The 23,691-nt window shown below is 38.7% G+C and carries 22 protein-coding genes; 8 read left to right on the top strand and 14 right to left on the bottom strand.

The features are described from left to right. The 5 genes from EV690_RS02390 to EV690_RS02410 all read right to left on the bottom strand — a co-directional run bounded on the left by EV690_RS02390 (position 1) and on the right by EV690_RS02410 (position 5,768). Positions 1-465: an HIT family protein gene (locus EV690_RS02390; protein ID WP_131911370.1), complete on the bottom strand. Its 465-nt coding sequence runs from the start codon at positions 463-465 to the stop codon at positions 1-3. Then, a complete protein-coding gene (locus EV690_RS02395; protein ID WP_131911350.1) occupies positions 465-1,019 on the bottom strand; it encodes a GNAT family N-acetyltransferase in 555 nt (184 codons plus the stop codon). The genes EV690_RS02390 and EV690_RS02395 overlap by 1 nt, the downstream gene beginning before the upstream one ends. 65 nt (positions 1,020-1,084) lie before the next feature. Further along, entirely contained in the window at positions 1,085-2,011 is a 927-nt protein-coding gene (locus tag EV690_RS02400; protein ID WP_131911351.1) for an AEC family transporter, read from the bottom strand. Positions 2,012-2,238: 227 nt separating this feature from the next. Continuing rightward, positions 2,239-3,996 carry an HD domain-containing phosphohydrolase gene (locus EV690_RS02405; RefSeq protein WP_131911352.1) on the bottom strand — a complete coding sequence of 586 codons (1,758 nt, stop codon included), beginning with the start codon at positions 3,994-3,996 and terminating at the stop codon, positions 2,239-2,241. 1,448 nt (positions 3,997-5,444) lie between these two features. Next, the gene (locus EV690_RS02410; RefSeq protein ID WP_131911353.1) at positions 5,445-5,768 is read right to left on the bottom strand and encodes an antibiotic biosynthesis monooxygenase family protein; all 324 of its coding nucleotides are present in this window, start codon (positions 5,766-5,768) and stop codon (positions 5,445-5,447) included. Between the two features lie 474 nt (positions 5,769-6,242). On the opposite strand from EV690_RS02410, the gene EV690_RS02415 reads away from it, so the two are divergent. The 8 genes from EV690_RS02415 to EV690_RS02450 all read left to right on the top strand — a co-directional run bounded on the left by EV690_RS02415 (position 6,243) and on the right by EV690_RS02450 (position 14,107). Next, on the top strand, positions 6,243-7,358 hold the full coding sequence (locus EV690_RS02415) for a hypothetical protein (protein WP_131911354.1): 1,116 nt from the start codon (positions 6,243-6,245) through the stop codon (positions 7,356-7,358). A gap of 514 nt (positions 7,359-7,872) precedes the next feature. Next, entirely contained in the window at positions 7,873-9,381 is a 1,509-nt protein-coding gene (locus EV690_RS02420) for a BglG family transcription antiterminator (RefSeq protein ID WP_131911355.1), read from the top strand. A gap of 34 nt (positions 9,382-9,415) precedes the next feature. Further along, positions 9,416-9,877 carry a PTS sugar transporter subunit IIA gene (locus EV690_RS02425; RefSeq protein WP_131911356.1) on the top strand — a complete coding sequence of 154 codons (462 nt, stop codon included), beginning with the start codon at positions 9,416-9,418 and terminating at the stop codon, positions 9,875-9,877. Between the two features lie 4 nt (positions 9,878-9,881). Continuing rightward, positions 9,882-10,199 carry a PTS fructose transporter subunit IIB gene (locus EV690_RS02430; RefSeq protein ID WP_131911357.1) on the top strand — a complete coding sequence of 106 codons (318 nt, stop codon included), beginning with the start codon at positions 9,882-9,884 and terminating at the stop codon, positions 10,197-10,199. A 22-nt stretch (positions 10,200-10,221) separates the two neighbouring features. After that, on the top strand, positions 10,222-11,307 hold the full coding sequence (locus tag EV690_RS02435; RefSeq protein ID WP_131911358.1) for a PTS fructose transporter subunit IIC: 1,086 nt from the start codon (positions 10,222-10,224) through the stop codon (positions 11,305-11,307). Positions 11,308-11,327: 20 nt separating this feature from the next. Beyond that, on the top strand, positions 11,328-12,203 hold the full coding sequence (locus EV690_RS02440) for a class II fructose-bisphosphate aldolase (RefSeq protein WP_131911359.1): 876 nt from the start codon (positions 11,328-11,330) through the stop codon (positions 12,201-12,203). Positions 12,204-12,227: 24 nt separating this feature from the next. Beyond that, positions 12,228-13,094: a ketose-bisphosphate aldolase gene (locus EV690_RS02445; protein WP_131911360.1), complete on the top strand. Its 867-nt coding sequence runs from the start codon at positions 12,228-12,230 to the stop codon at positions 13,092-13,094. A 134-nt stretch (positions 13,095-13,228) separates the two neighbouring features. Beyond that, positions 13,229-14,107, top strand: coding sequence for an ROK family protein (locus tag EV690_RS02450; RefSeq protein ID WP_233458680.1), 879 nt, complete (start codon positions 13,229-13,231; stop codon positions 14,105-14,107). A 427-nt stretch (positions 14,108-14,534) separates the two neighbouring features. Here EV690_RS02450 and EV690_RS02455 read toward each other — a convergent pair whose 3' ends face one another. The 9 genes from EV690_RS02455 to EV690_RS02495 form a co-directional block, all read right to left on the bottom strand. Beyond that, on the bottom strand, positions 14,535-15,011 hold the full coding sequence (locus EV690_RS02455) for a transglutaminase-like domain-containing protein (RefSeq protein ID WP_131911361.1): 477 nt from the start codon (positions 15,009-15,011) through the stop codon (positions 14,535-14,537). Between the two features lie 186 nt (positions 15,012-15,197). Continuing rightward, positions 15,198-15,776, bottom strand: coding sequence for an O-methyltransferase (locus EV690_RS02460; protein WP_131911362.1), 579 nt, complete (start codon positions 15,774-15,776; stop codon positions 15,198-15,200). 476 nt (positions 15,777-16,252) lie between these two features. Continuing rightward, on the bottom strand, positions 16,253-17,146 hold the full coding sequence (locus tag EV690_RS02465) for a thioredoxin domain-containing protein (protein WP_224055050.1): 894 nt from the start codon (positions 17,144-17,146) through the stop codon (positions 16,253-16,255). 237 nt (positions 17,147-17,383) lie between these two features. Beyond that, a complete protein-coding gene (locus EV690_RS02470) occupies positions 17,384-17,767 on the bottom strand; it encodes a VOC family protein (protein ID WP_131911364.1) in 384 nt (127 codons plus the stop codon). Positions 17,768-18,266: 499 nt separating this feature from the next. Beyond that, positions 18,267-18,569 (bottom strand): hypothetical protein, encoded by a 303-nt coding sequence (locus EV690_RS02475; RefSeq protein WP_131911365.1) that lies wholly within the window; start codon positions 18,567-18,569, stop codon positions 18,267-18,269. Between the two features lie 57 nt (positions 18,570-18,626). Next, on the bottom strand, positions 18,627-19,046 hold the full coding sequence (locus EV690_RS02480) for a lysozyme inhibitor LprI family protein (protein WP_224055051.1): 420 nt from the start codon (positions 19,044-19,046) through the stop codon (positions 18,627-18,629). Positions 19,047-19,357: 311 nt separating this feature from the next. Continuing rightward, positions 19,358-19,777, bottom strand: a complete 420-nt coding sequence (locus tag EV690_RS02485; protein ID WP_131911367.1) for a GNAT family acetyltransferase — start codon at positions 19,775-19,777, stop codon at positions 19,358-19,360. A 161-nt stretch (positions 19,778-19,938) separates the two neighbouring features. Then, positions 19,939-21,573 carry a methyl-accepting chemotaxis protein gene (locus EV690_RS02490; protein WP_207907503.1) on the bottom strand — a complete coding sequence of 545 codons (1,635 nt, stop codon included), beginning with the start codon at positions 21,571-21,573 and terminating at the stop codon, positions 19,939-19,941. Between the two features lie 1,051 nt (positions 21,574-22,624). Continuing rightward, complete coding sequence (locus EV690_RS02495) at positions 22,625-23,473, bottom strand: GNAT family N-acetyltransferase (protein ID WP_165872635.1); 849 nt, start codon at positions 23,471-23,473, stop codon at positions 22,625-22,627. Between the last annotated feature and the right edge of the window lie 218 nt (positions 23,474-23,691).

The following is a 23,691-nucleotide window of genomic DNA, read 5'->3' on the forward strand; positions in this document are numbered from 1 at the left end:
CTATTTGCCATCCGCACTGCGAATTTTTCGTGCCAATGCCGCCAAATGTTCGTCATTGGCACGCTCACAATCATGCGATGACAAATAACCTTCATAACGTTCAAAGAATTTATGCTGTTTTGATTCAATAAGCTTAAACGTGCTGTCATCGCCCGTACCATGCATGGGGAATAACTTCGCATGCAAATGATCCACTCCATAACCTTCAAACATCATCCCGCAGCGAGCCACATCATCAAACGCTTTATCTAATAATAAAGCTACTTTTTTAGTGGCAATGACTAAATCGGCTAATACCTTATCCTCTTGCTCAAAGGCATAACTGTCGTAATGACATTTCGGGATCACTACACTAAAGCCGTCAGTGTTGGGAAAGATAGATAAAAAGGCCATATGATGTTCATCTTCCCATATTTTATGGCACGGCATTCTCCCGGCAACTATATCGCAAAAAATACAACCCATCACTGTTGCTCCCCTGATAGATGAATAAAGTAACGGGCAATTCGATACCCCAAAATTGGCCCATAAACAACATTTTCGAGCTGACCGCCACAAGCTTGAATAATTGCCCGAGAAGCCAGATTATCTTCTTTTGCAGTGACAAGTACCCTTTCAATACCCAATTCATGAGCTTTGGGTAAAGCGAGTTTTAACATTAACTTACCAAGTCCCCGATTCCTGTAACTAGGTGCAATATGATAACCAATATTCCCTCCTTCAGTCAGAAGAAACCGTCCCTCAAGCGGATGACGAATACGAATCACGCCATAAATGCATTGATTGATGGAGTTATAGAGCCAGAAATGATGACACAAAGTAGCTTCTGAAGAATGCCGAGACGGTTGGCTCTGGCGATGGAGCGCGCGAATATATTCAGGAAAATTATCCATTGAAGGGATATATTCGTTGCTATTGGGGCCATCATACAATAAAAAATCATCAACAAAGGCTTCAAAAGCCTCATGCAGTGCTAATGTTGGTCTAACCAGCTGGCAGTCGCTAAAATTAATTGTCACCGATGACCTGTCCTTGTCTAAGATACTTTGCTCGGTAAATATCAAAGGCCTCTGCCAGCTTAAGTTTAATTAATCATCGCAGCCAAGGCCAACAATACTGGAATAGATACCATGCTCATAATAGTTGAAAGCGCCAAACTGATACATGGGAAAACAGTATTTCGCCCCGTCAACTGGGCAAATATGACGGCCATTCCGGCCACTGGGCATGCTGATAAAACGAGCAAAATCACCAACAACTGACTATTAATCCCAGCCATTGTTAACCCAATCAAAACAATACTGGGAAATAACAGATTACGCACTAAAGTAATCACCCAAGCCATCCCATTGACGAATATTTTTTTAAGGTCAACCTGAGTCATTGCAGCACCTACGACTATCATCGATAACGCTGTATTCATGCTACCAATGTAACCGAGTGCGGATACAATCGGTACAGGCAATTTCACCGAACCAATAAAGAAGATGATACCAATGACCGCTACAATGGTATTAGGGTTAAGTAGCACTTTGAGTAATGCTTTACGGTCAATTTTCCCAGTATAAGTCAATAAGCCATGAGTCCAGACAAATAGGCCATTAATCGCAATATAAACTGAACCATAAAAAACGCCAGAGTGGTTGATTGCAGCCACCAACGGAATCCCCATAAAACCACAATTTGAATAAACAGACGTAAATTGCATTGGCGCTATCAACGATTCATCTTTGAGCGTATGTTTATTAAACAGCAACTTACTGAGGACAATATAGACAACATGGATCGCTATCGTCACAACCGACATCACCCCAAAATTATGTAACATTTCAGTCGAAAATGGGATCTGAAAGGCCTTGAGGATTAAACATGGCATTACTACATAGCAAAGCAACCAAGTCAGCTTATGACTCAAATGGGCATCAATCACTTTGTATTTAGCTAATCCATATCCTAGAGCCATCAAAATAAAGAGGACTAGGATCTGATTTATCATTACGGAAATCGGCATGTTTTATATTTATATGATTTATAACGGACTCAAGTTCTAAATATTATACATTTTAACTTGATATTATCATGATCTAGCTTCATTCAGATGCATAATATAATGAATTTCCAGAAAAAATGAGCAAAAAGGTTGTTGAAGACATTGTGATTTTTCAGGAACAATTACAATTGTGATCCCTAAATTTTTGAGGAAGTAAATGGATGCTACGATATCGGGTTTGGCCAAATTTATCTTACTAATGTCAGTGCATTATCCACTTTATCAGGATATTTTTCTCGAATAGCAACAAAACGGTCGAGATTTTCTAAAAATAGCTTCGTTAATTTCGGATCAAATTGTTTACCGGCTTGCTCTTCAAATAATTGAACGACCTTCGCTAATGACCAAGGTTTTTTATAGCTGCGCTCACTTAACAGCGCATCAAATACATCAACAATCGCTGTAATACGGGAAAAAATATGGATATTCTCAGCAGCTTTACCGGTAGGATACCCCTTGCCATCCCAATGTTCATGATGCTCTAGAGCAATGATAGCGGCGAAATGCAAAATTTCGCCTTCACTGGAACTTAAAATTCTATAGCCGATCTCCACATGACTTTGCATGATGCGCCACTCTTCAGCAGTTAGCTTGCCCGGCTTTTCTAAAATGGCTTCTTGAATCCCTATTTTCCCGACATCGTGCATTGGGCTAACAATTTCAATAATCTGACATTCATCTGCAGTTAGTTGGCAAAGTTGCGCCAATATAGCTGACATTTTAGCAACGCGTTTAACATGGTTACCGGTTTCACCGGAACGAATTTCAATCGCATCTCCCAACAGGTGAATCAGATCTTTTTGCACATTCACGGTTTGATTTTGCAATTCAACAATTTTCTGACTCTGAGAATTAATCTCACGCTTACGCTTTAATAACAACATTAAGACTAAGATAATGACAATTAAAATAGTAATCGTCGAACCAGTAACCACTAAAATCTTCCAGTTAGCGTAAATAAATGATTTAGGCTTGCCCAATATATAAGAATTATGAGGTAATAGGCTTTCATCAATATGATGCCGCTGTAGTGATTTATAATCAAATACAAACCCTTCCGCTGGCGAGTTTGAAGTCGGCTCTTGAATCTCCCCCGGAAGCTGATTTATTAATAATTGAACCGCTCGAACACCTAATTGATAAGAGCGAGTAACATAACCCCCCATCACTCCACCACTGATATAAAATTTCCAGAGTACAAATACAGGAGGTCGGCTATAATGTCCTATTTGATAAGCTATCTGACTATATTCGTGAAAAATATTAGATCGTTTTTCAGTATTAAAATGAGTCAACAATACGGCATCCTCATCAGAGGCTTTCTCTAGCAAATATCGGGTCTCACTGAGAGAGAAATCACGAATTCGCACCAAATTGATCTGTGGATATTTTTTAACAATTTGTACAACTTCTTTATCGATTAAATTGCCACTGTAACTTCTGTCAACCAAAAAATAGAGATTTTGTAATTTGGGCCGAAGCTTCAAAATCAACTTAATATTTTCTTCAATATAGTCTTTCTCATAAAGAATAATTCCTTTTGCTAAAGAAGCATTTACATTGCCGATACCAACAGCCACTTTAGGTAAATTGCGAATATTCGGCATATCAAGACTATTGATGAAGTTCAAAGCATTATCATCCGTGATAATCACCCCATCAAATGGGTAGTTTTTATATTTCTTTTGCAAATAATAACGAATTGTTGCTAAATAATCTTCATTTGAAATCCGTTTGGTATCTAGATATTCAATCGACATCTTTAAAGCGTTACCGGTCGATTGATTGGCATCTTCAATCCCCTTTTGAAGCCTTGCCGTCCACAAATATGAAGCATCATAAGAATGCAAAACAAGTATTCGTTTAATCGGTGGATCCTGAGCGAACACTGCAATGCTCAGGACACTGAAAAATCCGATTATGATGAAACTAATACGTATACGCATTCCGATTATCGCCACTTATATATTTTAAAAGTGCTTTAACAAAGCATATAGCAGGCTGAAATTTTTGCCTAAAAATAACTCTATAAGAATTTAACTAAAACGTTTCAAAATATCTGTTTTTATTTAAAAATCATATAGATAAAAAACATTTCAAAAAATAAATTTCCTTACTCTGATAAAATATACCAACTAGTAACTATTTCTCGCAGCCTAGAGCAAGCTTCTCTGTACCAACTGCCATGATAGATTGAGTTCAAATTTTTAACGATAGGAAGGTTACCAATGGATAATAGACAGATAGTCTGCTGTAGATAACGATGCCAATTTAGCAATAAAAATATAGCTTATTGTTCTGCAGCTTCAACATAAAACTATATAAATAGCATGCTAATTTACTGCTTACCCCGATATAATAACGTTCATTATATTCAAATCAAAACCATAATCTCGTTTATCCTCTACGATTGGTATATACAGCCTTTTCTGAGCAAATATATATTTTTAAATCACATCCGTTATATTCCTAACAACTGATCCTAAAATATAGATGTAAATAGCTAATTTATCCTCAATATTATTATCGTTATAAGCATATGATATGAGACAAATCATCCTATTAATGATATATAGCATTCTAAAAAAATTAGAGAGTATTCCCATTGTCAATAAGGACAAACTGTAAATGGAAATCAGTTTGATTTAGATGGTTGTATCAGGTATGTAGCATTACTTAAAAATGAAGTACGAGAGATGGAAGTAAACATTTTTGCTGCCTCTGTAAAAAACCACATAGTTTTTACTCATCATCAAGCCACAGCGAAAAACAATGATGTTTCATTAATGTCATTCTATGTACTAGCTTATTTTACTCTATTGGCACACAAGATAGTTCGCTGCTATGAGATGACTCGCTTACGGCAAGGGGATGAAGTGGAACATGACTTAGCAAGCAGATACGAAGATAGTCAGCCAAGACAGCATTCAATATTGCCCTCATCATAGGAAACACTGATTACCCATTTTAAAGTTTTCCGATGTAAGCTCAGCTAACTCAGTTACAACGCAGCCTTGTATCGTTTAACAAAGCTGGTTGCACTATTGATACAGCCTAAAACCAAAATTACAAACGTGTCTATCGAAGTGGCTGAGAGCTGAAACTTAATGAACAAGAAAGCTTGGCTTATTAGGGACTGTTGACCTTTGGTGGTTGAATTTTGTTCAAATGAAACGCATTTTGAACGCGGCGCCCCCTGCGTCGCTTAATGAGTGAAGCAAGCAAGGGGCAACAAAGTTCAGGATGCGTTTAAATGAACCCCAAGGGCAGTATCTGAGAGGAATTTATCCAGCGTTAAACGTCCTTTGTGGAGAATAACTACACGGCACAACGTTTGCCTTGCCTAAATCCCTCTCAGATTTCTGCAAAACTAATCACAAAAGGTCAACAGTCCCTAGCTAGCTGATGCCGAGTCAGTTTGCAAATAGTCATCGCTGACATCTAGCTTATAAACGGTTTTCGCTTGGACGAGACAATTGCGCATGTCATCACGAGCTTTTTCATACAACGCATCGGTAATCTGGCGGTCTTTTTCCCATTGCTCACGACTAGGCCATTGAGCATAACCAACTAGGATATTTGGCTTGTCTGAAAGATGGAGCCTAGACCCGAAACTACCGCAATACTGATAAATTGCCTTAGTCACTTCTAGCCATGCTTGACGAAATAAAGCTTCCGTACCGTCTTTTATTTCAAATTCATAAACTGCGATAAACATCGTTTACCCCTTGAAGGTTAATATTAAATCTAGTGAAACACTGACCCGACCATAAATATATGACTTCATTCTCACAAAATGCGATCACTTGAAGCAATGGCGAAATGTTCCACAGTCCCTAGCAGTTTACGATTAAAATTAGCGTGATCCTATAAATCGGACGTTCAATTTTGCAATAAATATTGCTTAAAGCCGCCGCAGATGCCCCCTAGGGATTTCGGTTTCTCAAAGATATGATTGTAGATTAAGCAATGAGTGTTACATCGGCTTTTTTGACAGAGAGCAGATAGCTTAGCGCTGTTTAATAACCAAGAGATTTGTGAGCATATTCACCTTGAGCTCAATTAATGAGCAGACATCATAGCTTCTATGTTACAGAACTGTTAGATTCTAACCATTGTCATAATGGAGACCGCCTTGGCCCCATATGGGTACACAAGAGGCATTGCTCACAATCAACAAGGAACCAAGGGAATGGATAAATTTTTTTCGGCTCTGTCCGTCACCACCTTCCTCATGTTAGCTGGATGCGCCACCCAAACAGCCTATCAACCACCAAAAGTCGACAACACCCCCGTTCATCCTACGGCAGTCATTCATGCAACGAGCCTAATTCAAGGCTCGATCCTACCAAATTTCCATGGCACTGAAGTGGCATATACCCGCGCTGACCGCCGTACCATCGATGGCCATTCAAAGGCAGATTCTTGGTGGGGCAAACTACTGTTCAGCAATCTTCATACAGCAGATATTTTTCGTCTCGACCAAAATAAGGCTTATAAAGTCGATTTCAATAGGCGGACCTATTGGGAATGCAATGTTGAAAGCTGTCCGAGCATACTAAATATCCTGCGAGCCGCGAGCAATCAGAGTACCGATGAAAAAACGGATCAGTACGTTCCCAGCGGTACCGAAACCTGCCCATTGCACATGATCCAACACCGGTTCAGCGTGGTTAAAACCAGCCAAGAGGAGACCCTGAGTGGACACCAAGCAAGATTATATCGGGCGACCTGGAATCTTGTTTCCGAAGACTCGGCGCACCACCAGAACGTCAACAAGTTACAGATCGATTTTTGGACCACATCCCCCACCGGAGAAATGAAAAAAGTTTGGGAGATTCACCAGAAGTTAACTGACACCTACCTCAAAGAAGCCCATCTGCAAGATAACCCACTCGCCCGCTTCCTGCCACAAGATATCTTCCGCGCATTGTCGGCCTTCAGTGGTGACACAGATAGCAGCAAGCAGACTTGGCACAACGACGTCAGCCGCAAGCTGGCAACCATCAAAGGCTATCCGCTCAAGATCGATCTCAATTGGTACCAAAAGAACAACGCCTGTCAGAGCAACAATGAGCAGACCGCCGCGACGAGTGAGGCTAGCGATCCTAGTGATAAGTTGATGAGTATGGCCAGCAAGCTAATCGGCAACATTGTGAAGTCAGAAACAAAACCTAAAGGTGAAAAGCCAATCTTCCACTACCTATACCAAGTGCACAGCACTAAGGTAGAGCCAGTGCACGACAGTGTATTCCAAGTGCCGGATGGGTTTGTGAAGAAACCTTTACCAAAATTTGGACAAGGCTAAAGTAACACTAAGATATCACCCGTCTCAGATAGTTGCACAAACTCATCCGACGCTGGTTTTCTCCCTCTCCCACTGGGAGAGGGCAAAGAACTTGTGGTAGCGGCTAAGTAATCAGTCAAAGTTGTAATTTCTTCCCTTAATCAGTAGCAGCTATAATTAGACTGCTCAGCCTGCGCATGCTTCATTAAATATTTTCACAATATTAGATCATTCAATGCACCATGAGGAAATTCCTCGTTGTACTCAATTAACGCATCTTCCTACAATATTAGAAATAACGGTTTCATATTTTCTAGGACTAGTCATGGAACCCAAAAATTAAAGGATAATTAGGATAGACTAATTCATTAAAATTTTAATAACCACAACTAAATAAGATCCAGATCAAACTTTTAACTTTAATTTTGTCCATTTAAAATGGACAAATTATGTTATTCATTATATGTGATTTGTATTGCTATGATAGAAATATTGTAGGTAAGGACAATTGGAAAACTACAGGTAGAGAGGTAATATGATTTTATCTAAAAGACAAAAAAATATTCTTGACTATTTAGTTCAAGAGGATAATTTTATTACTGCGAAAGAGCTCTCTACAAAATTTAATGTGTCTGAGAAGACCATATATCGTGAAATAAAAAATATTAAAGAAAGTCAATCCAAATATATGGATATCATCATTAACCATATCGGTAAAGGATTCAAAATAAATTACGAAGAATACATTAATAAGTTTTCTAGCTCAAATAACAGTACCTATAAAAAACATGCAATGTCCACGAGTGAACGAAGAGAAAAAATACTCATTTATTTATTGCTCAGTTCTCCAGAAAAAACTTCAATTTCCAGACTAGCAGAATTATATATGATCAGTGCATCCTCTATTGCCCATGATCTTGATCATATAAAAGAAATACTCAACGACACAAAAGTTAAACTAATAAAAACGAATCAAGGTACATTTATAGATGGTGATGAGACAAAAATCAGAGAATTACTAAAAAACTTCATCATTAACATAATCACCAACAATGACTACAGTTATGACCTTATCCTACTCCAAGACTACTTTTTATATGAAGAGATTGTTTTTACTAAAAACATTTTAAAATATATTATATCAAGAGACCTATCACTAGAAGAACCCTATTACATAAATATATTTATTTATATTATTGTGACTATAAAAAGAATTAAATCAGGACAAGACTTAGGCAAAATAAATTACATTAATAGAGACAAAACAAAAAATCCATCAATTAAAAAAATAGCAAATGAATTAGCTAAAAAAATATCGTCTTATACTAAGATGGTCTTAAATGAATATGAAAAAGAAAATCTATATTATCTCATTTATTCATCTAGGTTTTCTGAAAACTATAGCATAGATAAATTTGATAGTTCCAATGAAGAAATCGAATGTGTTAATTTCATTAATTCCCTCATCGTTAATATGGTTGATGAATGCTCAGCCAAATTTTTTGATAGCAATGAGCTACGCAGAAATCTTATGCCTCACGTAAGACTATTGATTATGAGGTTAAAACATCACATCAATATCCATAACCCACTGTTGGGTGAGATTAGGAGCGAGTGTTATTTTTTATTTAACTCTTTAACAAAGATCATTGAAGGTTCCAACCAATTTAATAAATATAAAAATATTAGCCATGACGAAATAGGTTATCTAACTTTATACTTCCAATATTACTATGAGCAACACTTACAATCTTTAAATGTTGTCATAGTTTGTTCCACAGGCATTGGTACATCTCACCTTTTGAAAGGTCGAGTTATAAAGTCTTTCCCAAAATGGAAAATTATCGACATCATTCCTTTTTCCAAAATAAATGAAATTCAGCATATAGAAAATATAGATTTAATATTGACGACTATTAATATAGACAGTTTCGACTATAAAGTACCTTATGTTCATGTTAGTGCTTTTATTAATGAAAAAGATATCGACAGCATATTAAAAATAACAAAGGATATAGAAACGAGTAGTCATCCTTCGTTATAAGTGTAACTTTCAATCAATTAAATGGTAAAGTGCAATGAATATCAGAAATGTATTGAACGAAAAACTAATTAATTTAAATCTTCAGGCAAATACAAAAGATGAAGTATTAATGGAGCTTAGTCATATGCTCTATAACAATGGGTGTATTTCAGATATAGATGCCTTTTTAAAAGATGTTTACTTAAGAGAAAACGAAGGCGAAACTGGATTAGGTTCTCATATAGCAATACCTCACGGAAAATCAAATTCGGTGCTTAAGACATCGATTGTCATTGGGAAAACACCTCACGATGTTGCATGGGAATCTTTGGATGACCTTCCAGTACGCTTTATTATTTTATTTGCCGTCAGAATGGTAGATAAATCTGCAGTACATATAAAATTATTAGCTCATGTATCGGAGCTTTTAGCGGATGATGATTTATTAGATCAACTTTTAAACATCAGGACAAAAAAAGAACTATTTAATTTATTTGAAAAGATAGAAGAGGATTAACACTATGAATATAGTCGCTATTACTGCCTGCACCTCTGGAATCGCCCACACTTATATTGCTAAAGAGAAACTTATAAAAGCTGCGACATCTCTAGGGCACAATATTTATGTTGAAACCCAAGGAACTATTGGTGTTGAAAATGAATTAACGAAAGACAGTATTGCCAATGCGGATATCGTTATTATTGCTGCTGATATAAAAATTTCAGGGAAAGAGAGGTTTGTGGGAAAACGTATTGTTGAAGTACCAACGCAATTATTAATTAAATCTTCTAAAGCGTTAATCAATAAATTACAGGAAGATTTGATCCCCAAAGTCTAACTTTATTAGAGCGAGTTAAACCATGAAACTTGAACTAAAAAAACATGCATTAACTGCCATATCCTACATGTTGCCTTTAGTTGTCACCGCCGGTTTATTGATTGCCATAGGTAATTTAACCGGAGGGCACGTTATTGATAACTATAAAGCAGCTTACAATATTCCAGATGCCCTGCTCTCTTTGGGGGTCCTCGGGATGGGACTATTAGCCCCAGTAATCTCTGCGGCGATTGCCTATTCGATTGCGGATCGCCCGGGGATTGCGCCCGGATTGATGATGGGGCTAATTGCCAATTCAATTGGCGCCGGATTCCTTGGTGGGATGTTAGGCGGCTATGTAGTTGGATTCTTTATCTTATTTTTAAAAGATAGAATCAAAGTCCCGAGCTGGGCTCAGGGCTTGATGCCAATGATGATCATTCCGTTGGTCTCCACCGTTTGTATCGGGATTCTGATGTATTTTGTCATCGGTGTTCCCATTGTCTGGGCAACCAAAGTGTTGACCACTTTCCTGATGAGTATGCAAGGTGGAACCCGGTTTGTCTTTGGGATGATTATGGGGGGAATGGCGGCCTTTGATTTCGGCGGACCAGTTAATAAAGTAGCATCGCTGTTTGCTGACGGGCTATTACTAGAAGGAATTAAAGAACCGGAAGCAATCAAAATACTAGCATCGATGGTGCCACCTTTCGGGGTCACTATGTCACTATTGATATCCAAAGTCATTGGTAAAAAAATCTACTCTACTTCTGAACAAAATAATATAAAAATCGCCTTCCCTATGGGGATTTGTATGATCACCGAAGGTGTCATTCCCATAGCCGCTGTCGATCCACTGCGAGTCATTTTCTCCTGCACTGTTGGTGCCGCAATTGGTGGCGGAATATCTATGTATCTAGGAATCGGCTCTCCGGTGCCATCCGGCGGGATGTTTATTGTCCCTGCCATGAACCATCCTATCTCATTTTGTATCGCTTTACTGACCGGTTCATTTATCACCGCATTACTGCTTGTGATCCTGAAGAAAAAAACTAGGGAAGACTTAGAAGCAGAAAATGAAGATGAGGATGAAGAAGAACTCGATCTCTCAGCTATCAAAATTTCTTAATGAATAGGAGGTGTCACAACATGTATGTCTCTATGAAACAGATGTTATCCCAGGCGAATCAACACAATTACGCGATCATGGCGATTAACTGCTTCAATCTAGAAACAGTCCGGGGTGTAATTTCAGCTGCACAGGAACTCCGTGCTCCAATTATCATCGATATTGTTCAGGAGCATCTATGCCATCACTGTGACAGTAAATTAATCACACCACTGGTAATTGAATTGGCGAGTCGAGCCAATATTGATGTCGCTTTAAATTTGGATCACGGAGAAGATATTGGCTTAATTAAAAAATGCATGGTTGATGGTTTTTCGAGTGTGATGGTCGATGCATCCAAATATTCATTGGCTGAAAATATCCGCTACACAAAAGAAATTGTAGATTTTGCCAAAATATATGGTGCCAGTGTCGAAGGCGAGTTGGGTAATATTGGCCTAGCTATGTCGGGAGATTACACCAATGAAGCCATGTTTACTAATCCTGACCAAGCGAAAAAATTTATTGATGAAACCGGGATTGATGCCTTAGCAGTCTCATATGGATCTTCTCATGGTAACTATCCGCAAGGGATGGTGCCAGAATTAGATTTCGACATTCTAGCAAAGATTAAACAAGCAACCCATTCGCCTTTAGTTTTACATGGGGGATCTGGTGTGGGTGCTGACAATATAAAACAATCAGTCGCATTAGGCATTAATAAAATTAACGTTGGGAGCGATTTTATGAAAGCTAATGTAAATAGCATTCAAAACCAACTCCAAGAGCATCCAACTAAAAACTATTGGGAGGTTATTCGACAAGCTGAAGAGCAGAGTCAAGAAATAATTAAGCATTATATTTCTATTTCTGGATCAGAAGGGAAATCCTCCCTATGTAACTATTTACATCATTAAAATTAAGTTATAAGGAATTTATCTATGTTAGTTTCAATGAATTATTTATTATCAGTTGCCCAAAAAAATAAATTCGCTATCGGTGCTTTTAATGTAGCCGACAGTTGTTTTGTACGTGCAGTAATTGAAGAAGCAGAAGCCTGTCAGGCACCAGCAATTATTTCTATTCACCCTACGGAATTATCATTTCTAACCAATGAGTTTTTCGCATACGTAGTGAAAAGAACGTCGAATAGCCCGGTTCCTTTTGTCATCCACTTAGATCACGGGGGCTCATTTGATGATGTCATGCGGGCGATCAGTTGTGGGTTTACTTCAGTGATGATCGACGGTTCACTGCTCCCCTATGAAGATAACGTGGCTCTAACGAAAAAAGTTATTGAAGCGGCCCATCCTCTTGGGATTTCCGTTGAAGCGGAACTGGGCACCATTGGTTCAACCGGAACCTCAGTAGAAGGTGGTGTAAGCAAAGTCATATACACTGACCCAGCCGAAGCAGAAAACTTCGTAACCCGAACCGGAGTCGATACCCTAGCTGTTGCTATTGGAACCGCTCATGGTATTTATCCAAAAGATATGGAGCCCAAACTGAAGCTGGATATTCTAGCGGATATTGTGAACCGGGTTAATATTCCTCTCGTATTACACGGTGGTTCGGCCAATCCTGATGAAGAGATCGTTAGCGCGATTGAGATCGGTATTCAGAAAGTAAATATTTCAAGTGATATGAAAGCAGCTTATTTTGATAAATGTAGAGAAATTCTTTCAGAACATGAGTGGTGGGATCCAAATGTTATTTATCCTGATTGTATTGTTGCTGCCAAAGAAGTAATTCGAACAAAAATGAAATTATTTAATTCGATAGACAAAGTCGATCTTTATCACCAATAATTACTGAATTTAACGCACCTTTTAACTTTTTAAAATTAATCACGGCTTAATATACCAATTCATATATTATATCATGAGTGATATTGTACAGGTGTATTACTGCCGTGTTTTATTGATAATTAAATGAGGATTTTATGTTAGATACATTCATGTTGGGGGCAATAGAGGCCGGTGGCACAAAATTTATTGCGGCAGTTTCTGATCAGGATCTGAATGTGATTGATAAAATCAGCGTACCAACTACAGATCCAAACCAAACATTGGGGAAAGTAGCGGACTTTTTCTCGTCATATTCGATTGCTGCCATGGGAGTCGGATGTTTTGGTCCCCTTGATCTGAATCATTCATCTTCGACATATGGATATATTGAATCAACGCCTAAACTCGCATGGAAAGGTTTTAATATCCTCGGGGCACTACAAGCTCAATATCGCATCCCGATCGCCCTGAATACGGATGTCAATGTCGCGGCTTTTGGAGAGTTAAAACGCGGTGCTGCAGTTGGCGAACAAAGCTGTATTTATATCACTGTTGGTACTGGCATCGGCGGAGGTGTGGTTGTGGATCAGCAGATTTTCAATGGATGTCACCATCCGGAGTTGGGACATATCGCCGTCAAGCGTTTGCCATCAGATACTTTCGCCGGAATATGTCCTTATCATGCCGATTGTTTAGAAGGTCTGGCATCCGGACCTGCTCTGGCTAAACGAGCCAATCAGGAGCCGAATCAAATTGCCAAAGATGACCCCATCTGGGAGCTTGAGGCTTATTACTTGGCACAAGCGATTGTCACATATAGCCTGATTTTATCTCCGGCAAAAATTATATTGGGCGGAGGTGTAATGCAACAGGAACATTTATTGGCGATGGTCAAAGCTTCGGTGAGTCAACAGTTAAATCACTATATTGAGCTCCCTAACCTTGATAATTACATCGTCAGAGCACAACTGAAAAATGAAGCTGCAATAATTGGTGGGTTTATCCTAGCCAGAGATGCACTAAGATCGGAATAAACCGCATCAAAGGCGATACTCTATTTATCAGTTGGAATACAAATGAATTAAGGGTGAATATAAAGATTATGCTTTCAAGACGCTTAATGGGATTTGATCAATATTACCTTGGCGGCCTATATCTCTCACTCCCAGAAAATAGAGTTTGATTGACATAACTTCAATTCGCCACTTGTTTAGCATTTATCAGGATGACGTTAGCGATTACTTTGGATAGATTCTCAGAGCGGATGATGTGATGGATGAGCACGTAACCAAGCAAGAGCGGCTATTCAAGCAACTCATCTCCATTTAGATCAGCACATGCTCGTCCTTCTGACTGTGCATAGGCCAGTAGCCTAGTTCCACTCTCCAAAGCGCATTGTAGGATACATGAAGAGTGAAGTTTAAATCTTCTATCGCACTTATGATCTGAAATCGGGTGTATCTAATCCTCTAAAAAACATCCCATTTCTTGATATTTTAGATGGTAATGAATATGGTCTGATTCAATAAATCGGTGTGTATGAATGGCCCTATTTCGTGCTGTGACCTGCAGTAACTGGTCAAATGAATAAGGCCCTTTTAGATAGCCGTTATCTATACAATAATAGAAACTGTCAATGCGATAGGTACAAACAAAATGCCCTGCGTTAGAATCTTTCCCCCAATCTCCCCATGCAACAAACAGTATATTAGCGTGAGCCAAATTAGAACAAAGAAGGCACTCTAAAGCAAAGCTTGCAAGATCATAGCAAAAACCAAAACCGTCACAATAGGTTTCCTCTGGAGTTTTCCACCAGCATCCATAGATTTTCGACGCCTGTTTCTGCTCTTTAGTTGCATATTTCAGATTATCTTGCATGTATTGGCTAACCGCTTCTGGCGAACTAAAACCACAGCGTATTCTGGCAAAATTATTCAATATCCCTCCCACGGGCGCTACAGTCCCTCTTGTATCTCACTATTGCGCTTTCAACGACACTCAAATACTGTACCAGAATTTGTCGGTTAGTGACGAGTTAAAAAGCAGCAACACAATATGCGTCAAACTGAAAGTTGAACCGAACCTGCCAAGCGTTGGAGATTCTTATTGAGAACTTTATCATAGCTATTGTTCACCTTTGTATACGAGTAACTCCCCTTTACCGACAGGGACTAATGAGGTGCTCAGGTTACTTTGATGATTTAACCAATAGATAAATTCTTCAAGCTCATCCCTATGTGATGTTGCATTATCACAAACCAGCAAACCACCAGGTTTTAGGAGATTAAACAACTGTTCAGCTAATGTTACATACTCTTTTCGATCGGCATCGAGAAAAATAAAATCCACATGTCCAGGAACATCGGCAAGAACGTCACTTGCGTTACCAACCAGCTGAGTTACTTTTGAACTGAGATTGGCTATACCAATATTTGCACTGGCTTGTGTGACTTTTTCTGGATTCACCTCGATAGTGTAAACCATACCCTGGTCTGAAAGCGCTGACGCCAGCCAAATCGTTGAGTATCCATTAGATGTGCCAACCTCTAAGATCTGACTTGCATGGATGGCCTTAACCAGAACAAAGAGAAATTGGCCAGTGTCTCTTGTGATATTGAGATATTTCTTTGACTTGTCAGATTGAGCTTGATCATTTTCGATACCGAGCAACTCTAAATCTTCCATGAGTTTTTGCAGTTCCATTGTTTTTTCCTCAATCAATATCATGCTAGTTAAGCAATGAGCAATACAAACTGTGATAGTTATTCTGAGAGCTTTTTAAGGTAAGATTTATCTCAAGTATTATTGCCACGACTTAATCACTTTATACAAGCAAAAAGCCCCCAAATTAAACCTGGATCACCATTTATATAGACTAGAAAATCTTCGTGCTTTGGTGTCGATTCATCGGTTAGTCGAGACTCAACAACACCCACTTTGTCAAATAGCACGTTGTCAGGCCCGACATATTGAAAGGTTCATTTAAATCTAAACCGTGAATTGCAACACTCGTTAATCGATTGATTTGCCCATGTTGAACACTTGATCAAAAGACCATCTCATCACCTCGATTAGCACCTGTCATTAAAATACACCGCATTCATTTACACCCCACCACATTTAACACTGCTCTCGGTGCAAAATAAGTGAGACAGTACAAGATCAATTGATGCACCTTATTAGTCCATGGACCACGGCGAGTGATAAATCTCATCATAAGAACGTTCATGAATGACTTGAACCCTTACACTATCGAAAAATAACTTTTGTCCGGGGGATAGATCATTAGTATCTGCATAGACAAAATATGCATTTTTTCTGCGTTTAGGGAATTGATAAAAATATTTTGCACGCTCAATCAACAACCATCTTAGAAATACTTCTGTTGTGTCGAGCCCAAGTCCGATAAATACTAAATCATTATTGAAAATAATATGTAGCCAGCTATGACGTCCAGGCCACTCATTGACATTTTTACCTGCAAATAATCTTATTCCCTTACCTGGATGAATTAACCTTCTCGCTCTCTCAACCGAACCCATGTAATGAGATAGACCTAGCCGTATACTTCGGCTATATCGCTGTATGCCATTGATATGCCAAATAGCAAATTCATTGGCAGGATCGTCAACTTTATGATCAGAAAAATAACTTTCCCATGGATAAAAGTCAGTAAAAGATTTTGAATCAAAATGCGTGATTTCTTGGGTAATATTTGCAGACAGAGTTTCCTCAAAATTTGTAGTTAATATAGGAGTGCCCTTATTCTTAGCCCATGAAGAAATTGCCACATGATGCTCTTTAGCCTTCCAATGACGCATTAGTCCACAAAATTCTTTCTGTAAGTTGATCTCGTCAGAACGCTTGGTTAAATCAAGGGCATCATAAAATTCAATGAGCGATATACCATTAGGGGCCGACAGCTGTGATGCTGATTGACTGTACTTTTGCCAAAGCGCCAACAGCATTTTATCCCAAGAGTTATTACCATCATCACTCGTACTATGATATCGATTTATACCATTGCCAATCACAAGTGCTATCTTTAAGCTCTCATCATGCAATACATCCACTAGCTTCAAACTTACCCCCTTTCAGGCTAACACCAAGTAACGGCAGTTGAATCATTACGCAAACAAGAGGTTAACCCGCTGCATAATCATGCAGCGAACATTTGATGAAGTTAAGTGGCCAACAAACATGATATTTAGCTTCATGGCTCGCTAAACATAACCTAATCTAGCAAACCGCAAATACCACATGTTTGTTAGCCTATTTTCAGTACTAGTGATAGCTCTGACTAAATCTATCTAGGATTGAACAATATGGGTTGCACAGATTTTATTACCTGCTGGATCTCGCAGGTAAGCTAAATATAGCTTTCTATCACCATTAACTCTCAAACCTGGGGGATTTTCACAAGTTACGCCACCATTTGCGACACCAGCAGCATGCCATGCGTCAACTAACTCTGGGCTACTCACTTTAAAACCAATTGTCATACCATTGCCGTGTGTTGCTGGCTCTCCATTGATAGGTTTGGTAATACCTAAAACACTTTCGGAACCCATATACATATAACGACCATTATGGTCGAGAACACCGGCTGAATAACCCAATACTTTCATAATCGCATCATAAAACTGTCTCGATTTTTCAAGATCATTAGCACCAACCATGATATGGCTGAACATACGCTTTCTCCTTTTGATATTTCTGAACTTACTACTTTTTTTATTTAAAATATGATGAATTAATAACGCGCTATCATGCTCACGTCATTGTGGATAATGGTAAGTACATATCGGACTGCCTATACCTGCGATCTTTATCGGCAATCCATAAAACAAATTATTCCTCAATCGCTACACAACCATCAAGCAGCCCACTCACTGAACATCATCACGAAAATCTTCAGGCTGAACATCTCACCTGCTTCTGCGAGTCATCACTAGGTTTAAACATGCAGAGGTCAATCATTATATGTAAAACTGCCCATGGTAAAGCAAAAAAATAGTGTTTTTTGAGAATACCAATGGTTATCACACTATAACCACTATTATAATGCGAATGCTCATTTGATTCATCGCTACCACTAAGAATCAGAAACAATGCCTGCCATTCTGGGTAAGATTACAAGGATAAAATATAGCTAACGATGAGCGATTAACACCATCATCGTCTGTTCTGTATTTATTTCAACGCACTCCATTTTGCTAACGCTTCACTTGCAAGCTTGGAGAACTGTTGAGTCACATCTCGACCTTTAAAGGCAGACTGGCTTTCTTTAGCAATAGGTACTGAATAATGAATATCATGACAGAGGCGATTTAGAAACGCCCTGCCTTCTAATTGGTATAGCTTCAATTCAGATTCATTGAGTTCAATCATGTATGTGTAACTTAAAAAACTGTGGCTGCAATTTGCATCCAAATAAAGCTTTTTTTCATGCTCAAATAAAAACCATCGCTGCTCTTCAGTATCAATTACTTTCATAAGTATCTCTTATAAACATACTAACGCTAAGCCCAGCGGATAAATATCGGGAAGTGATTATTGGGGCTCGGGTAAGACAGGCGGCGTACTATCCATATAAGTTAAAAAGTCTTCCCAAAGTTCATGAGTCCTTTGCTTGGTTAACCTAATACCACAGATTAGCGCCATTGCATTTCGTATAGTTCCTTCTCGCCAGGCTGTATAAACAGAATCACAATTCGATGAACGATAAGTTTCCCAATTCTTTTGCGCAATCTTGATTGATTTAATCAACTCTGGATCTGCCGCGTTTCTATCTAAACTCGCCTGAAGATATTGGTTCATTTCAGCTCGCGCTATCGATAAGTTATGGGACAAACACTCATTCATATCAATAGTGGTTTTTACATCGCGACTATGGCTACAATCTTTAGCTTTATTCGCCGCCGATACTGTGAACGATAGGCTCACAAAAAATAAAATAAAAAATTTATTCAACATTTTCCTCGAAAGCGCATGGCACGGATAAAGTAAACAGGCACACTTGCGTGACAACACGATTATAAATGTTCTTGGAGAACGACTTTGCACTGAGAGTCAGCCTCTTCACCCCAAAATTATTTAATAATACAAGATATTCGCTGCAGCAGTGTATTTCCCCAGGCTGATATAATAACCGTTCATCAAAATGGGGGAAACAGTTCCACTTTTACTTAAAACAAACTCAACCTCATCATAATCATAATGATTTGCATCTACTTTTTCGTACTCTTCTAAATAATCAAAGATATCTGCAACTAACTCTATGACTACGAATCATATTCAAGCCTTTTACCTAACCCTACGACATCATCATTGGCATACCCAATGGCAGAGTAGAACTCAATTACAGCCTTATTTGTCGAGCGAACCTGTAAATTAATCTTGGGGCAACCTTTCTGGCGAAGACGCATTTCAACAGCTTGCATAATGGCTTGCCCATAGCCTTTATGTCGCTGCGAAGGCTTCACTGCTAAATAGTTAATCCAACCTCGATGACCTTCATAGCCGCCCATGACAGTCGCCACGACAGTTTCGTCCACGACTCCGATAAGAAAAAGCTCGGGATCGACTTTAAGCTTCCTCTCTATATCCTGAGCGGGATCATTCTGGGGAACGACTAAACCACACGCTTGCCACAGTGCTATTACATCAGATTTATATCTGTCCTCGAATGCTTTAATTTCCATCTTATGCTCAATAGTTCGTATAAAGGGTTAACGTTTAGTCCAATATGCATAACCTCTGCACTTTCAGCAATAAAAATTCATCCCAATAAGCATTATTAGCCCCCAAAAACAGGCGGCTATCGATTAAAAAGCAAGCATAAGGCCAGAGTCATGATTGGAAATCAAATTTTAAATTGAGTCACTAATTCATCCAATTGTGCAGACAGTTTTTGCAGCTTAACACTAGAGTCAGTTAGCTCATCAGCCACTTCTGATGTTTGGGTTGTAAGCTGGCTAATCTCTTCAACATTTTGACTTATATCGTTTACCACAAGCGATTGCTCTTCGGTCGAGGTGGCAACTTGGATGTTCATATCGCTAATTTGTCCAATGTGCGTGGCAATCTGTTTCAGTGAGCTGTTTGCCTCATTGGCTTGCTCAACAACAGCAAGACTCTGCTCTAGTCCTATTTTGATCGTTGCAACAGTCTTCGCAGATTGTTCCTGCAATATATCGATCATTTTTTGTATTTCATCGGTTGCTTCGGCCGAACGATTTGCTAAGTTACGTACTTCATCGGCTACCACTGCAAATCCTCGCCCTTGCTCACCGGCACGAGCAGCTTCAATAGCGGCATTCAAAGCCAGCAAATTAGTTTGTTCAGAAATGCTACGAATGGTATCCAAAATACTGCCAATCGAGTCTGTTTGTGTCGCCAGTGAATCAATATCTGAACTAATATGCTCGATTTCAGTAGATAATGCGGTGACGCCTTGGCGCGCATGTGCAACTAACTCAGCGCCCTGATTAGCTTGCTTATCCGCTTCTTGAGCGGCTGTTGCAGCTTGCGAAGCGTTTTCAGCAATACTCTCTACTGTAGTCACCATTTCATGGGTCGCTGTCGCAATTTGCGTCGTACGGTCACTCTCAGTTATGCTGTTGCTATTCGTCACTTTTGCCTTGTCGGCAACATGATTTGCTGTATATGCAAGCAGTTTCGAGTTTTCAGCAACATTTTCAATCGCGCTTCGAACTTTGCCCACAAACTGATTAAAGTGCATAGCAATATCACTCAGTTCATCTTTGCCACTCATTGACAAAACTGAGCTAAGATCCAGTTTATCGCTGGCAATCGAAATGTTTTCTTGTAGATAGGCCACTCGCCGATGAAGCCGACGTATAATCATCCAAGCAAGCAATACCGAAGCCAATAATGCAATGATAATCAAAACAATGATGTCATTTCGACTACTCTTATAATTGCTCTGGCTCTTCGCATATTCCTGATGCCCTTGCGCTAATAAGTCGTCCAGGCTCTGACTAACGGCTTTACGCATAACGGTATAGCTTTTGGCATATTTGGTTTTATATATTTCTCGGGCCGTCTTAAGATCATTTTGCTCAATCGCTAAGAGCATCGGGCCAAGCTCATTACTTTTAACCTGAGCAAAAATATCAATAATCTTTTTCACTGCTTTACGTACTTGAGGATTCACCTGAGCATCCAATGCTCGTTTAAGGGCTCGATCCATTTCAGGTATATCTTCACTTTCCGTCTCTTTTACTCGCGTAAGTGCACCTCTTTGATCCTTAAAATCCGGGATATCTTGCATCATGATGACATCAATACCGACGCGCATTCTAGGAATCAGTGACGCAACTTCCGCAAGAGAGCGCATCGGTGCGCTGGTATTTTCCGCTAGTTGTTTGGTTTTATCTTGTGCACTAGACAACCCTCTAAGGCCTGCCCAGCTCACAAGTAGAAGTACAATACACGGCAATGCGATTAACGAAATAAATTGAGTTTTCAATGACATCTTGTTGAAGATCACCATAGCCTCCTTGCAATTGGAATACTTGTTTTACTCTTACAATTAAAATAGTTAATACAGCCTCAGTCATTAAATATGAATAGAACCTAGATAGATTTGTTTTCCAAACACAAATCACCTGGGGTAAATGAAATGAACCACATCGACAAGGCATTACTCCGACATCACCATACCAGACTGCAAAAAACGAGATGAGGGCTAACTCATATAAACAATAAAGAAAAGATTGATTATTATAAAATACTCAAAATAGTGGCTCACAATTCGATTTTATTGAGGATAATGATAGAGATGAAGTGAGTGATTCAAGGTAGTAGTATTGCTTAGTGAAATCCATATATTGGGATTATATATGATGTTATCTAAAATAAAGACTTGTTACATACATGTTTAAATGACTGCAGCAATTTTAGTAAATCAAAAATAATGTGGCCAAATAAACTTATAGAAAGTTATACACAAACATAAGTTATCAGCAACTTATTCAACGTTTTCAAATTGGAAACAAACAACACAATCTGGTAACAATTAAAGGTTATCAACTCGGACCTAATAGTTACCCATTTTTGATGCATCTATCAGATTAAGGGTAAGAGAAATTCTTTCCAGTCCAAATCGTTTTTTCCCATCCGCTGATATCATTATCAGCGATTGGCGTTCTACCACAGCACATCTTCCCGGATGGGTACGTGCATTGTTGTAATCAACCAACCCTCTCTTTGTATCGTGCCTCCCTGTTGCTGTACAGATTTGTTACGAAGCATCGCCAAATACAGCGGATAATCGTGCTTCAGTATCTGTACCTCAGTCAGTCAAAATAGGCAATATTGATAGTGCTCGAGTCTTAAAAAATGCTACCTTACGATAGAAACCAATCAAGCTCTGCTAATAAACATCCGCGGCGTGATTTGTTCGCTATATTCATCACTTACAAACCAACAAAAAAAGTGGTCATGGTTTTGCAAAAAATATGTGTAGAGTACTTGCCTACGATAACACAAACGATGACAATCGCTGACTCATGTTGAAGTGATTATTATGTAATATTGTATTCCATTTCTAATTGATTGATTGTATTTTTGAATCCAATGTCTAAAATGAGTTTTTCCATAATACTATTTTCTTCAATATTCAAACATTTCAGCACATTGCTTTGAGTGTTTATATAAAGTTCGTCCACTATTCTTTTGAGGACCTCGATCGTCTGCCAACCTGGCTTCATTCCTAATTGTAATATAGAACCATTATCTCGATGGACAATACCATATCCAATCAATTTATTATCTTCTATTATTTTAGCCACATAATGATTATTCTTGGTGTTTATATATGAAATCATAGAATTTTGCCATGACGGTACAAAAGTACAGTACTCACTGATGGATAAATTATTTAGTTGAATATCCAAAGTGGCATTTTCTGTATTATTTAGATGGCTACACTTTTTCTTTTCGCTGCTATATTCATAACATCTAAGTCTCCGACTTGTTCTAAATCCATATTTCATATATAAATTTTGAGCTGCAACATTATGTTCAAGAACTTCAAGCACGAATTTATCTACTTTATTAGCAATCATTAAACCTTTTATTTCACAGATTAGTTTATCTGCAATTTTCTGTCCTTGATATATTTGCCGGACACCAGTTGCTACGTCATAAAAAACGGATAAATTTCCAATCTCTCGATACCCAATAAGAAGAAAACCGATTAAGTTTTTTCCTTCGAAATATCCAATAGATTTTTCTTTACTAAGACTTCTCGCAGAAAACATTTCCATCAACTTATCTTTTGGCATATCCATCTTTACTTCATATTCTGAGAATGCATCTACGAAAGCATCATAAATCATATCAAATGGTGTATTTTCAAGGGTTGTTATCATAGCTTTATTCTCCATGTGCCAAAAAGCAGTGTAGTAGGCCTTACCGTGCCAGCACTAGTGCATAAATCCTGCTGTGCAATTCATTTTCCACTCCGGCAGGCGCTCCTGTCACATTCCCTATAGCTAGGGACTGTTGACCTTTGGTGGTTGAATTTTGTTCAAATTAAACGCATTTTGAACGCGGCGCCCCCTGCGTCGCTTAATGAGTTAAGCAAGCA

The organism is Celerinatantimonas diazotrophica, from assembly GCF_004339545.1.
In the GTDB taxonomy this organism is placed as follows: Bacteria; Pseudomonadota; Gammaproteobacteria; order Enterobacterales; family Celerinatantimonadaceae; genus Celerinatantimonas; species Celerinatantimonas diazotrophica.